The following is a 13,688-nucleotide window of genomic DNA, read 5'->3' as shown; positions in this document are numbered from 1 at the left end:
CTCGCCTCGGCCCTGTTCAGACTCTAAGATGCTTCTCTATGTTTCCAGCCAAGCGAACCGCGCCATGATACAGGTCGATGCCCTGCCCGCTTTCAGCGATAACTACATCTGGTTGTTACAAGACAATGCCGCCAAACGCTGCGCGGTCGTCGATCCCGGCGATGCAGCCCCCGTGATCGCCTGGCTTCAGCGCAATCCTGACTGGCGCCTGAGTGACATCCTCATCACCCATCACCATGCCGACCATACCGGTGGCGTCGCGCAACTCAAGGCACTCACCGGAGCCAAGGTGTACGGCCCGGCCAGCGAGAACATTCCGGCACGGGACGTCGCGCTGGCGAATAACGATGGGCTCACCGTACTCGGCCTGACATTCGCCGTCCATGCAGTTCCCGGACACACCCTGGGCCACATCGCGTTTTATCACGCCGATGAGCCTCAACCTTTGCTGTTCTGCGGCGACACGCTGTTTGCTGCCGGCTGCGGCCGCCTGTTCGAAGGCACGCCCCAGCAGATGCACGCGTCCCTGAGTCGGCTCGCCGAACTGCCCGACAGCACCCTTGTTTATTGTGCTCATGAATACACGCTGAGCAATCTGCGCTTCGCCGTTGCCGTCGAGCCCGACAACGCCGACGTGGCGCAACGGTTCGAGCAAGTCACCCAATGGCGAGCACAAGATCGTATCAGTGTGCCCTCTACGCTGGCGCTGGAGCGCAGGACGAACCCGTTTCTGCGCGCCTCGGTCAGCTCAGTGAAACAAAAAGCAGACGAACGGAGCGGAACCGACAACGCAACGCCCACAGAGGTCTTTGCGGTGCTGCGGGCGTGGAAAGATAAGTTCTAATCGGGCGGCAAATCGGTACGGAAATTCTGAAAGGTTGACCGTTACCGAGCCGCTTTCTAGAATCGCCCGACATTTTCGCCTGGAACTATTCCCCAGCCAATGTCGTCATCCATACGCAAAACCATTAATTCCGACACATTGACTCGGTTGGCCCAGGCGATCGCAGTGATTGCGAGCGCCACATTGGCAGGCTGCCAGAGTACCGGCAGCCTGGAATCCGGGAACGGCGCAGGCGCTTCCCATTCCGTTGCCAGCACCAAACCCAAACCTGTTTATATCGCGCGCAAACCTGTCCCCCTCGCCCCTCCCCATGATGTCTGGGAGCGCATGCGCCAGGGGTTTCAGCTGCAGGACGGCAACGATCTCAATCCGCGCATTGACCAGCAGCGTCTCTGGTACGCCAACAACCCTTCGTTTCTCGAAACTGCGGGCAACCGTGGCAGCCTGTACATGCACTACATCGTCGAACGCCTGGAAGAACGCAACATGCCGCTCGAACTGGCGTTGCTGCCAATCATCGAGAGCGCCTACAACCCCATGGCGTTGTCGCGCAGCGATGCCGCAGGGATCTGGCAGTTCATCCCGTCCACAGGCCGCTACTTCAACCTGCGACAGACCAACTTCTACGATGGCCGGCGCGACATCACAGCGTCGACCACGGCGGCGCTGGATTACCTGACCAAGCTTCACGACATGTTCAACGGTGACTGGCTGCTGGCACTGGCCGCCTACAACGCCGGTGAAGGGACGGTCAGCCGCGCCATCGAGCGCAACGACAAGCTCAACCTGCCAACCGACTACTGGAACCTGCCCCTGCCGCAGGAAACCCGCGACTACGTGCCGAAACTCCTGGCGCTGTCGCAGGTGGTGATGTCGCCGGATGCGTACGGCGTCAACCTCAACCCGATCGACAACAAGCCCTACTTCCAGGTCGTCGAGCTGAATCAGCGCATGGACCTGTCGAAAGTGGCGGCCATGGCGAACATCGACGAAGACGAGCTGGTCCAGCTCAACCCGGCATTCAAAAAGCGTCTGACCATCGACGGCCCGCAGCATCTTCTGGTGCCAACGTCGAAATCCCAGTTGCTGACGGCCAACCTGTCAAACATGAAGCCTGAAGAGCTGGTGGACTGGCAGCAGTATCGCGTGCGTCCGGGCGACAGTCTGGCCAGCATTGCCAGTCGCTACAAAGTGTCGACCAACACGCTCAAGGACCTCAACAAGCTGTCCGGCAACCAGTTGAAACGGGGTCAGGCCCTGACCATTCCGGTTCAACCGGGCATGCAGACCGCGATGCCGGTGTTCGAAGAAGTCGCCGAAGTCGACGAGAAGCCTGTGCGCACCCGCACTTACCGGGTGAAGAAGGGTGACAACCTGGTGCAGGTCGCACGCATCAACAAGGTCGATGTCAAGGATTTGCAGCACTGGAACAAGCTGTCTGGCCAGAATTTGAAGGTCGGCCAGACCCTTGTGATGCAGGACAACAGCAAGCCGGCGAAGGCCTCCTCCCGCGCAGTCGCCAAAGCTGACAGCAGCGGCAAAGGTGAAGACGCCGGCAAGAAGTCGATGCAATACAAGATCCAGAAGGGCGATTCGATGTACCTCGTCGCCAAGCGTTTCAACGTCGAAATGCAGCACCTCAAGCGCTGGAATCCGCGCAGCGGCCAGGCCCTCAAGCCCGGACAGACACTGACGGTGTATCTGCCACATTGATAAGTTGCGCGCTATGCGCATGCTCATCAAATATGACAACGTCGCAGATGGACTAACCCACAGATAAACCGTGGGAGTGAGCTTGCTCGCGAAGAGGCTTGTACCGCCGCTGAATTTCCAGCGGCAGTAATGGTGTCTTCGTGAGCAAGCTCACTCCCACATGATTGCGTGTGTGCTGGCGACTACGCAGCGCATGCGCAGGGCGGAATCTCCCACAGGTCGTGCGACGCTCAGGTTGCCCCCAGCCCTACCCTTTTTCCAGCCGATACAAGCTGTTACTGTGACCGACCGCTGCCTGGATCGACCGCCGACTTGATACGCACCCTGCTGCTGACTTTCAGCCTGGTCTTGAGCACAACAGCCGCCGCGACCCTCAGCGAAAGCCATGGTTACGCACAATTCGGCCTGCTCAAGTACCCTGCCAGTTTCACGCATTTCGACTGGGTCAATCCTGAGGCGCCGAAGGGTGGCACCCTGCGAATCATGGCCAACGGTACATTCGACACCCTTAACCCTTACACCTTCAAGGGCAGCAGCCCGATCTCGACGCCCAACTTCGGCCAGTACGGTGTCAGCGAACTCAATGAACCGCTGATGGTGGGCACCGGCCAGTACGATCCGTCCGGGGACGAACCCACCTCCAGTTATGGCCTGATCGCCAAAACCGTGGAATACAGCGAGGACCGTAGCTGGGTGGTCTTCAATTTGCGGCCCGAGGCGCGCTTTCACGACGGCAAGCCAATTACCGCCTACGATGTCGCGTTTTCCTACAGAACACTGCTCAAGGACGGCCATCCGCAGTACCGCACCGCGTTGCAGGAAGTACAGCGGGTGGACATCCTCAACCGTCACCGCATCCGTTTCGTGTTCAAACGCTCCGGCAACCCCCTGCTGATTCTGCGCCTCGGCGAGTTGCCGGTGCTGCCGCAGCACTACTGGAAGAACCGCGACTTCAAGGCGACCTCCTTTGAAGCGCCCCTGGGCAGCGGCCCTTATCGCATCACCCAGGTGCGGCCCGGTCGCAGTCTGGTGTTCGAGCGGGTGAAGGACTACTGGGGCAAGGACTTGCCGGTCAACCGCGGTAAATACAACTTCAACCGCGTCGAAGTAGAGTTCTACCGCGACGCCGACGTGGCGTTCGAAGCCTTCAAAGCGGGCGAGTTCGACATCTACATCGAGCACCAGGCCAAAAACTGGCTGACCGGCTATGACTTCCCGGCGGTGGCCGACGGCAAGGTGATCAAGGCGCAGATCCCGCACCAGATCCCCACCCAGACTCAAGGGCTGTTCATGAACACCCGGCGTGGCGCATTCGCGGACATTCGTGTGCGTGAAGCGCTGGGCCTGATGTTCAACTTCGAGTGGACTAACCGCACGCTGTTCAACGATGCCTACAAGCGATCGACCAGCTATTACCCCAACAGCGAGTTCACATCCAGTGGGCTTCCTGCGGGCCGCGAGTTCCTGATGCTCGCGCCCTACCGGGAGCAACTACCGGCCAATCTGTTCACGCAGCCCTTCGCGGTGTCGAAAACCGACGGCGGCGGCGTTCCGCGCGATTCCATACGCAAGGCGCTGGCCCTGTTGGCCGATGCCGGCTGGACGTTCACCGAACGCGGCCTGACCAACAACGCCGGCCAGCCGTTGCGTTTCGAAATACTTCTCGTCAATCCGAATCTAGAACGAATCCTGCAGCCCTACATCGAAGACCTCACGCGCGTCGGCGTGGATGTCCATCTGCGCACCGTTGACCGCGCGCAATACAAACAGCGCCTGGACCAGTTCGATTTCGACATGATCCTGATGACCCTCAATCAGACCCTCAGTCCCGGTCTGGAACAGTGGCAGTACTTCCACTCCAGCCAGGCCAGCATTAAAGGCAGCAAAAACTACGCGGGGGTAGCGAACCCGGTGGTGGACAACCTGCTCAATCAACTGCTGGCGGCCAAAACGAGGGACGATCAGGTGGCCGCGACCCGCGCGCTGGATCGCGTGCTGCTTTGGCAGCACTACATGATCCCCAACTGGTACCTCAACAATCATCGTCTGGCGTACCGCAACCGGTTCGCCATGGTCACCACCCCGCCCTACACCCTGGGCCTGCGTGCGTGGTGGCTCAAGCCTTCGGAGAAAACCCAATGACTGCCCTGCGCTCATTCGCCCGCGCTGGCGGCCTGTTCCTGAGCCCGTTCGTGCTTGCCCCGCTGCTGTTGGGCGTGGCAGGTGCATCCCGGGCGGCTCCGCAACACGCCATCACCCTCTACAACGAGGCGCCGAAATACCCGGCCGACTTTAAACACTTCGATTACGTGAACCCGGATGCGCCCAAAGGAGGAATTCTGCGCAGCGCGGGCTTTGGCGGTTTCGACAGCCTCAATCCGTTTATCAGCAAGGGCGTACCCGCCGACGACATCGGCCTGATCTATGACACCCTTGCCCGTCAGGGCCTGGACGAACCGTTTACCGAATACGGCCTGATCGCGGCAAAAATAGAGAAAGCCCCGGACAACAGCTGGGTGCGCTTCTACCTGCGACCCGAAGCGAAATTCAACGACGGCCATCCCGTCCGCGCAGAAGACGTGGTGTTCAGCTTCGACACGTTGATAAAAGACGGCTCGCCGCTGTACCGCAGCTATTACGCTGACGTGGACCAGGCCGTTGCCGAAAATCCGACCACGGTGCTGTTCAAATTCAAACACAACGATAACCGCGAGTTGCCGCTGATCCTTGGCCAGCTTCCGGTCCTGCCCAAACACTGGTGGGCCAGTCGCGACTTCAGCAAAGGCAGTCTCGAAATCCCGTTGGGCAGCGGGCCGTACAAGGTAGTCGAGGTCAAGGCCGGACGCTCGGTGCGCTATGAGCGGGTCAAGGATTACTGGGGCAAGGACTTGCCCATCAACAAGGGCTTTTACAACTTCGATCGGCTGTCGACCGATTACTACCGCGACAACACGGTAGCGCTCGAAGCGTTGAAAGCAGGTGCCTTCGACTTCTGGCAGGAAATGGCCGCGAAAAACTGGGCGACGGCGTACGACGTTCCGGCCGTCAGACAGGGCCGCCTGATCAAAGAGGAAATTGCCAACGGCAACCCTCAGGGCATGCAGGGCTTTATCTTCAACCTGCGCAAACCGATGTTTCAGGACGTGCGGGTGCGTCAGGCCCTCAGTCTGCTGCTGGACTTCGAGTGGACCAACAAGCAGTTGTTCTTTGGCAGCTACACCCGTACAAAAAGCTATTTCGATAATTCCGACATGGCGTCCAGCGGTTTGCCAACGCCTGCCGAGCTGAAAATCCTCGAGCCCCTGCGCGGCAAGCTGCCGGAATCGGTCTTCACCGAGGCCTTCAAACTGCCGGTGACCGATGGCAGCGGCATCATCCGCGAGCAACAGCGCAAGGCGTTTCAGCTGCTCAAGGAGGCCGGCTGGAAAATCGTTGGCGACAAGATGGTCGACACCGAAGGCAAGCCGGTCACCATCGAATTCCTCCTCGCCCAGACCGAATTCGAGCGCGTGCTGTTGCCTTTCAAACGCAACCTGGCCGACATCGGCATTGACCTGGAAATTCGTCGTGTCGACGTCTCGCAGTACATCACCCGCCGCCGCTCCCGCGATTACGACATGATCGTCGGCAGTTTTCCGCAGTCCAGCTCACCGGGGAACGAGCAGCGCGAGTACTGGGATTCATCCGCTGCCGACAAGCCGGGCAGCTACAACGTCATCGGCCTCAAGGACCCGGCGGTCGACACCCTGGTGAACGGCCTGATCAATGCCGATTCGCGCCAGAGCCTGATCGATCACACCCGCGCCCTCGACCGCGCGCTGCTGTGGGGCTATTACGTGATTCCGAACTGGCACATCAAAACCTGGCGCGTGGCGTATTGGGATCACCTGGGCCATCCGGGCAAGACCCCGCTCTACGACATTGGCACCGTGACGTGGTGGGTCAAGCCTGACGCGACGCCGGCCATTCCGGTGCAGGTCGCGCCGGATCAGGCTCAGCCAGACACCGAGCAGCCCAAGGGCGCGGAGCAATAACATGCTGGCCTACATTCTGCGGCGCCTGCTGCTGATCATCCCGACCCTGTTCGGCATCCTGTTGATCAACTTCGTCATCATCCAGGCCGCCCCGGGCGGGCCGGTCGAGCAGATGATTGCCAAGCTCGAAGGCTTCGAAGGCGCCACCAGCCGCATCGCCGGTGGTGGCGCCGAAGTCTCGGTAGCCGGCTCGACTTACCGCGGCGCACAAGGCCTGGACCCGGCGCTGATCAAGGAAATCGAGCACATGTACGGCTTCGACAAGTCGGCGCCCGAACGGTTATGGATCATGGTCAAGAACTACGCGCAGCTGGACTTCGGCGACAGCTTCTTTCGTGACGCCAAGGTGATCGACCTGATCGTCGAGAAGATGCCGGTGTCGATCTCGCTGGGGCTGTGGAGCACGTTGATCATGTACCTGGTGTCGATCCCGCTGGGCATCGCAAAAGCCACGCGGCATGGCAGCCACTTCGACGTCTGGACCAGTTCGGCGATCATCGTCGGCTACGCCATCCCGGCGTTTCTGTTCGCCATCCTGCTGATCGTGGTGTTCGCCGGTGGCAGTTATTTCGACTGGTTTCCGCTGCGTGGACTTACCTCCAGCAACTTCGATGAAATGACCTGGCTGGGCAAAGTGGGTGATTATTTCTGGCACTTGGTATTGCCGATCACCGCCCTGGTCATCGGCAACTTCGCCACCATGACCCTGCTGACGAAAAACAGCTTTCTGGACGAAATCGGCAAGCAGTACGTGGTCACGGCCAAAGCCAAGGGCCTGACCCAGCGCCGCGTGCTGTACGGCCACGTTTTCCGTAACGCCATGCTGCTGGTGATCGCCGGGTTTCCCTCAGCCTTCATCGGCATTTTCTTCACCGGCTCGCTGCTGGTGGAAGTGATCTTTTCCCTGGACGGCCTGGGCCTGATGAGCTTTGAAGCAGCCATCAATCGCGACTACCCGGTGGTGTTCGGCACGCTGTTCATCTTCACCCTGCTGGGGCTGGTGGTGAAACTGATCGGCGACCTGACCTACACGCTGGTCGACCCACGCATCGACTTCGACCGCAGGGATCATTGATATGACGTTGTCCCCTCTCAATCGACGCCGCTTTGAACGGTTCAAGGCCAACAAGCGCGGCTGGTGGTCGTTGTGGCTGTTTCTCATCCTGTTTGGCGCCAGCCTGGGCGCCGAACTCATCGCCAACGACAAGCCGCTGGCCGTGCGTTACGACGGCGAATGGTATTTCCCGGTGTTCAAGCGCTACCCGGAGACCACCTTCGGCGGTGAGTTTCCGCTGGAGGCCAACTACAAGAGCCCCTACATCAAGGAGTTGTTGGCGGCCAAAGACGGCTGGACGCTGTGGGCGCCGATCCCCTTCAGCTACCAGAGCATCAACTACGACCTGAAAGTCCCGGCACCTGCCCCACCCTCGCGGGACAACCTGCTGGGCACCGACGACCAAGGGCGTGACGTACTGGCGCGAGTGATTTACGGCTTCCGCGTGTCAGTCCTGTTTGCCCTGACGCTGACGATCCTCAGCTCGATCATCGGCGTGATCGCCGGCGCGCTGCAGGGTTTCTACGGCGGCTGGGTCGACTTGATCGGCCAGCGTTTTCTGGAAATCTGGTCCGGGTTGCCGGTGCTGTATCTGCTGATCATCCTCGCCAGTTTCGTCCAGCCCAATTTCTGGTGGCTGCTGGGCATCATGCTGCTGTTTTCATGGATGAGCCTGGTGGACGTGGTACGCGCGGAGTTTCTGCGCGGCCGCAACCTTGAATACGTGCGCGCCGCCCGGGCGCTGGGCATGGAAAACGGCGCGATCATGTTCCGCCACATCCTCCCTAACGCGATGGTATCGACCATGACCTTCATGCCATTCATCCTGACCGGCGCGATTGGCACCCTGACCGCGCTGGATTTCCTCGGCTTCGGTCTGCCCGCTGGCTCGCCGTCGCTGGGGGAACTGGTAGCGCAAGGCAAATCCAACCTGCAGGCGCCCTGGCTGGGCATCAGTGCCTTTGCGGTGCTGGCAATTATGTTGAGCCTGCTGGTGTTCATCGGCGAATCCGCCCGCGACGCGTTCGATCCGAGGAAATGACATGAACCAGGACAATCTGATCGAAATCCGCGATCTGTCGGTGGAGTTTGTCGCAGGGAGCAACGTTCAGCGCGTGGTCGAGGGCATCAGCTTTGACATCCGCAAGGGTGAAACCCTGGCCCTGGTCGGCGAAAGCGGATCAGGCAAGTCAGTCACCGCTTATTCGATTCTGCGGCTGTTGCCCTACCCGCTCGCGCGCCACCCCAGCGGAACGATCCGCTACGCCGGTGACGACCTGCTGCATGTCAGCGAGAAACGTTTGCGGGGCATTCGCGGCAACCGCATCGCGATGATCTTCCAGGAACCGATGACATCGCTGAACCCGCTGCAGTCCATCGAAAAACAGATCAATGAGGTGCTCGGCCTGCACAAGGGGCTGACCGGCAAAGCGGCAACCCGGCGGACGCTGGAGTTGCTCGAGCTGGTCGGCATTCCGCAACCGGCCAAGCGCTTGAAAGCCCTGCCGCATGAGTTGTCCGGTGGTCAACGGCAACGCGTCATGATCGCCATGGCCCTGGCCAATGAGCCCGAGCTGTTGATCGCCGACGAGCCGACCACCGCGCTGGATGTGACGGTCCAGCTGAAAATCCTCGAATTGCTCAAGGCGTTGCAGGCCCGGCTGGGCATGGCGTTGCTGCTGATCAGCCACGATTTGAACGTCGTCAGGCAAATTGCCAACCGAGTATGTGTCATGCAGCGCGGTTGCATCGTCGAACAGGCATCGTGCGAAGAGCTGTTCCGCGCGCCGCAGCATCCGTACACCCGTGAACTGCTCAGCGCGGAGCCCAAAGGTGGCCCGGCGAACAATCCGCCGGGTGCGCCCCTGCTCGAAGTTGAGGACCTGCGGGTCTGGTTTCCGATCAAGAAAGGCGTGTTCAAGCGCACGGTCGATCATGTCAAAGCGGTCGACGGCATCCACTTCAGTCTGCCCAAGGGTCAGACGCTGGGGATTGTCGGCGAAAGCGGCTCGGGCAAATCGACGCTGGGCCTGGCGATTCTGCGGTTGATTCGCAGCGAAGGCGCGATACGCTTTCATGGCCACGCCCTGGACGAGCTCACACAGCATCAGGTCAGGCCGCTGCGGCGCCAGATGCAGGTGGTGTTTCAGGACCCGTTCGGCAGCCTGAGCCCGCGTATGTCGGTGTGTGACATCGTCGGCGAAGGCCTGCGGATTCACAAAATGGGCACGCCGGTCGAGCAGGAAGCTGCGGTGATCGAAGCGCTCAAAGAAGTAGGCCTGGACCCGGCAACCCGACACCGTTATCCCCATGAGTTTTCCGGGGGGCAGCGGCAAAGGATCGCCATCGCACGGGCATTAGTGTTAAAACCGGCGCTGATTTTGCTGGACGAGCCGACGTCGGCCCTCGACCGCACCGTTCAGCGGCAAGTGGTGGAGCTGTTGCGCTCCCTGCAAACCAAGTACAACCTGACGTATTTGTTCATCAGCCATGACCTGGCGGTGGTCAAGGCGTTAAGCCACCAACTGATGGTGGTCAAGCAAGGCCAAGTGGTTGAACAAGGTGTGGCAGAAGACATCTTCGCTGCACCGCAACATCCTTATACACAGCAGCTGCTGGAGGCCGCCTTTTTGGCGCCGGCAGCTGTCGATTAACCTGAAGAGGAACAAAACAATGGGTTTTCTCGCCGGTAAGCGCGTCCTGATCGTCGGTGTCGCCAGCAAATTGTCCATCGCATCCGGTATCGCTGCCGCCATGCACCGTGAAGGCGCTGAGCTTGCCTTCACGTATCAGAACGAAAAACTCAAAAAGCGCGTGGAAGAATTCGCCGAAAGCTGGGGTTCGAACGCTGACCTGTGCTTCCCTTGCGACGTCGCCAGCGACGAAGAAATCGCCAAGGTTTTTGAAGAGTTGAGCAAGAAGTGGGACGGTCTGGACTGCATCGTTCACTCCGTGGGCTTCGCACCGGGCGACCAACTGGACGGTGACTTCACCCAGGCCACCACCCGCGAAGGTTTCCGCATCGCCCACGACATCAGTGCCTACAGCTTCGTGGCCCTGGCCAAAGCCGGCCGCGACCTGATGAAAGGCCGCAATGGCAGCCTGCTGACGCTGTCGTATCTGGGCGCCGAGCGCACCATGCCGAACTACAACGTGATGGGCATGGCCAAGGCCAGCCTTGAAGCCGGTGTTCGTTACCTGGCCCGCAGCCTGGGCCCTGAGGGCACTCGCGTCAACGCAGTATCGGCTGGCCCGATCCGCACCTTGGCTGCTTCGGGTATTTCCAACTTCCGCAAAATGCTGGCGGCCAACGAAGCTCAAACTCCATTGCGTCGCAACGTGACCATTGAGGAAGTGGGCAACGCGGGTGCTTTCCTGTGTTCTGACCTGGCTTCCGGTGTCAGCGGCGAGATCATGTACGTCGACGGCGGTTTCAACACCACGGCGATGGGTGATCTGGAAGGTTGATCGCATAGCGGGTCTCCGGCGCTTGCTTCGGGGAGCGCTGCCCAACGTGTAGAAGCCGGCGTGCTGGCGAAGACGGTGGATCAGACGGCCATTTGGCTGGAGGGTCTGCCGTTTTTTTTTCGTGCTGGGTTTGCCAGTCGGATTTTGTGGCGTTCGTTATAGGCGGCCTGACGGGCTTCGGCGAGTTACTTGGAAAGGCGTTCGGCCTGCACCCACGTCGCGATAGGTGTCGTCTGGGCTTTATGTGTATGAAAATCAAGATCAAGTGCAGATGGCCTCCCGGCCATGCTCATCCCACTTAGGACGCGCTGTTTAAACAATCTTTGCCGATCATCGTTGTACCTGACAGAACGCATTTTTCTGTAGGAGCCGGCTTGCTGGCGAACGCGGCGGATCAGGAATGAATACGTTGACTGACAGAATGCATTCGCCAGCAAGCCGGCTCCTACGATGAAATCGCGGTCATCCAGTGGACCGGCTTTAGCCGAGAAGCTGTTGCTGTGATCTTGTCTCAAACCCAACATTGCGGGTCCCTTCAAGCACGTAGGCCAAATACCGGCCACAAAAAAGCCCCGACTCTCACGAGTCGGGGCTTTCTGTTAACCGCGTTCTACGTCGATCAATACTTCTCGATCTTCGCCGCTGCTTCAAGCTGCGCGCGGTACGCCGCGAAATCCTGCTGGCCCTCACGGGACGCCAGGAAGCGACGGTATTGGCTCTTCTCCTCATCCGTCGCCGGCGCGGCCTGATTGACGCCATTCAAGCGCACAATCACAAAGCTGCCATCCGCTGCAGTCAGGCTGCCATACAACGGCTTATCCTTGCCCTCAGGTTTGGGCATACGGAACAGCGCCTGCAGCACTTGAGGGTCAACACCTTCCTGACCGCGTGAAGCCGCTTCCACCACCTTCCAGCTCTGACCGTCCTGCTTGGTCGCTGCATAAGGGACCTTGCCGTCACGCAGGCCTGCCAAAAGCGCCTCGCCGCGTGCCTTCACCGCATCGCTGGCATGCTGCTTCGCCAATTGCGCGCGGATCGGTGCCGATACCGCTTCCAAAGGAAGTTGCTCCGGCTGACGATGCTCCTTCACATGCACCACCACGACCGTCTCGGGGTCCAGTTCCAGCGCGGAGCTATTGGAGCCCTCTTCCATCACTTCCGGGCTGAACGCGGCCTGGATAACGGCTCGGTTGGCTGCAACCCCTTCACCGCCCTCACGACCGAATGGCACAGTCGTTTGCACTTTCAAGCCCAGATCCTGAGCAGGCTGAGCCAGATCCGATGCTTCGAACGCAGCATCTTCCAGCTTCTTGCTCGCATCGACGAACTTCTGCTCGACCTGCTGGGATTTCAGATCGTTGGTCAGCTTCTCCTTCAGGCTGGCGAACGTCGGCACCGATGGCGCTTCAACACCCAATAGCTTGATCAAGTGCCAGCCAAACTGACTGCGAACAGGCGCGGATACCTGATCCTTGTTCAGCGCGTATAGCGCGTCTTCGAAGGCCGGGTCATAGACACCCTTGCCGGCGTAACCCAGGTCACCGCCTTTGGTGGACGAGCCCGGATCCTGAGAAAACTCCTTCGCCAGTGCGGCGAAATCTTCGCCTTTGGCCACTCGCTGCTGGATCTCTTCGATCCTGGCTTTCGCCTGAGCGTCAGTAGTCTTGTCGTTGACTTCGATCAGGATGTGCGCCGCACGACGCTGCTCTGCCAGGTTGGCAATCTCTTTCTGATAGGCCGCCTGCAGGTCTTCATCCTTAACCGACACCTTGTCGAAGAAAGACGACTTCTTCAGCTCGATGTAATCAAGCACCACCTGCTCGGGACTCAAGAACTCCTTCGCATGCTCATCGTAGTGAGCCTTGATCTCGTCATCCGTTACCTTCACGCTCGACGGGTCTGCGGGCAGCGTCAGCGTAGCGAAATCGCGGGTCTGTTTTTCCAGACGCGCGAAGGCATCCACTTGAGCGTCAGTCACAAATGCACTGCCGCCGATACCGGCGCGAATCTGGCCGATCAGCATTTCCTGGCCCAGAATCTGGCGGAACTGAAGACGCGTGTAACCGAGCTGGCGAACCACCTGGTCAAAGCGATCGGCGTTGAATTTACCGTCAACCTGGAATTCAGGCGTCAGCAGGATCTGTTGGTCCAGTGCCGCCTCGGAGAAACCGAACTTCGAATCAGCGGCGCCCTGCAAAAGCAGTTTGCGGTCGATCAGGCCCTTAAGCGCTGAATCACGCAGCATCTTTTCATTGAGCATCGCAGGATCGAAATCCTTGCCCAGCTGTTGCATCAGCTGACGGCGCTGCATTTCAACAGCCTGACCCAGTTCAGCCTGAGTCACTTCTTCGCCATTGACCTTCGCAGCATCCTGCGAATGGCTGGTAGCCCTGAAAATGGCATCAAAGCCGGTCAGGGCCATCAGAGCGATGATCACCCCGATAATGGTCTTGGCAATCCAGCCTTGTGAATTGTCCCTGATATTCTGCAGCATGCGTCCCCCAGAGGGTTGTACTCGACTCACCAGGCTGCGGCACACGGTAACGCGGAGCGTGGGTTGAATCCGGATAGAAGA

The 13,688-nt window shown here is 59.7% G+C and carries 10 protein-coding genes and 1 pseudogene; 9 read left to right on the top strand and 2 right to left on the bottom strand.

Annotated elements, in window-relative coordinates; translation table 11 throughout:
- Positions 1–64 precede the first annotated feature (64 nt).
- The 9 genes and pseudogenes from gloB to fabI all read left to right on the top strand — a co-directional run bounded on the left by gloB (position 65) and on the right by fabI (position 11,113).
- Positions 65–844: a hydroxyacylglutathione hydrolase gene (gene gloB / locus QRN48_RS10860; protein ID WP_191945795.1), complete on the top strand. Its 780-nt coding sequence runs from the start codon at positions 65–67 to the stop codon at positions 842–844.
- Positions 845–943: 99 nt separating this feature from the next.
- Positions 944–997 (top strand): annotated as a pseudogene (locus QRN48_RS25385) (lytic transglycosylase domain-containing protein); the annotation flags it as partial.
- 123 nt (positions 998–1,120) lie between these two features.
- Positions 1,121–2,557, top strand: a complete 1,437-nt coding sequence (locus QRN48_RS10855) for a lytic transglycosylase (protein WP_502944595.1) — start codon at positions 1,121–1,123, stop codon at positions 2,555–2,557.
- Positions 2,558–2,872: 315 nt separating this feature from the next.
- Positions 2,873–4,699 (top strand): extracellular solute-binding protein, encoded by a 1,827-nt coding sequence (locus QRN48_RS10850; RefSeq protein ID WP_420850632.1) that lies wholly within the window; start codon positions 2,873–2,875, stop codon positions 4,697–4,699.
- Entirely contained in the window at positions 4,696–6,591 is a 1,896-nt protein-coding gene (locus QRN48_RS10845) for an extracellular solute-binding protein (protein WP_191945773.1), read from the top strand. The genes QRN48_RS10850 and QRN48_RS10845 overlap by 4 nt, the downstream gene beginning before the upstream one ends.
- Position 6,592: 1 nt before the next feature.
- Positions 6,593–7,666: a microcin C ABC transporter permease YejB gene (locus tag QRN48_RS10840; protein WP_037013631.1), complete on the top strand. Its 1,074-nt coding sequence runs from the start codon at positions 6,593–6,595 to the stop codon at positions 7,664–7,666.
- 1 nt (position 7,667) lies between these two features.
- Positions 7,668–8,687 carry an ABC transporter permease gene (locus QRN48_RS10835; RefSeq protein WP_191945774.1) on the top strand — a complete coding sequence of 340 codons (1,020 nt, stop codon included), beginning with the start codon at positions 7,668–7,670 and terminating at the stop codon, positions 8,685–8,687.
- Position 8,688: 1 nt separating this feature from the next.
- Positions 8,689–10,299: an ABC transporter ATP-binding protein gene (locus tag QRN48_RS10830; RefSeq protein ID WP_191945775.1), complete on the top strand. Its 1,611-nt coding sequence runs from the start codon at positions 8,689–8,691 to the stop codon at positions 10,297–10,299.
- Between the two features lie 19 nt (positions 10,300–10,318).
- Positions 10,319–11,113: an enoyl-ACP reductase FabI gene (gene fabI / locus QRN48_RS10825; RefSeq protein WP_037013635.1), complete on the top strand. Its 795-nt coding sequence runs from the start codon at positions 10,319–10,321 to the stop codon at positions 11,111–11,113.
- Positions 11,114–11,298: 185 nt separating this feature from the next.
- Here the strand turns inward: fabI and QRN48_RS10820 are convergent, their stop codons facing one another.
- Positions 11,299–11,637: a hypothetical protein gene (locus tag QRN48_RS10820; protein ID WP_191945776.1), complete on the bottom strand. Its 339-nt coding sequence runs from the start codon at positions 11,635–11,637 to the stop codon at positions 11,299–11,301.
- A gap of 95 nt (positions 11,638–11,732) precedes the next feature.
- Positions 11,733–13,607, bottom strand: coding sequence for a SurA N-terminal domain-containing protein (locus QRN48_RS10815; RefSeq protein ID WP_285350521.1), 1,875 nt, complete (start codon positions 13,605–13,607; stop codon positions 11,733–11,735).
- Between the last annotated feature and the right edge of the window lie 81 nt (positions 13,608–13,688).

The sequence above is a fragment of the Pseudomonas sp. ME-P-057 genome (assembly GCF_030208975.1).
Lineage (GTDB): Bacteria > Pseudomonadota > Gammaproteobacteria > Pseudomonadales > Pseudomonadaceae > Aquipseudomonas > Aquipseudomonas lutea.
Note: the sequence above shows the minus strand (reverse complement) of the source record. Positions and strands in the feature narration are given on the sequence as shown.

Coding starts and splice junctions, on each gene's coding strand:
- QRN48_RS10830 (WP_191945775.1), top strand. CDS start 8,689: ATGAACCAGGACAATCTGATCGAAATCCGCGATCTGTCGGTGGAGTTT.
- QRN48_RS10840 (WP_037013631.1), top strand. CDS start 6,593: ATGCTGGCCTACATTCTGCGGCGCCTGCTGCTGATCATCCCGACCCTG.
- QRN48_RS10820 (WP_191945776.1), bottom strand. CDS start 11,637: ATGTTGGGTTTGAGACAAGATCACAGCAACAGCTTCTCGGCTAAAGCC.
- QRN48_RS10815 (WP_285350521.1), bottom strand. CDS start 13,607: ATGCTGCAGAATATCAGGGACAATTCACAAGGCTGGATTGCCAAGACC.
- QRN48_RS10845 (WP_191945773.1), top strand. CDS start 4,696: ATGACTGCCCTGCGCTCATTCGCCCGCGCTGGCGGCCTGTTCCTGAGC.
- QRN48_RS10835 (WP_191945774.1), top strand. CDS start 7,668: ATGACGTTGTCCCCTCTCAATCGACGCCGCTTTGAACGGTTCAAGGCC.
- fabI (WP_037013635.1), top strand. CDS start 10,319: ATGGGTTTTCTCGCCGGTAAGCGCGTCCTGATCGTCGGTGTCGCCAGC.
- gloB (WP_191945795.1), top strand. CDS start 65: ATGATACAGGTCGATGCCCTGCCCGCTTTCAGCGATAACTACATCTGG.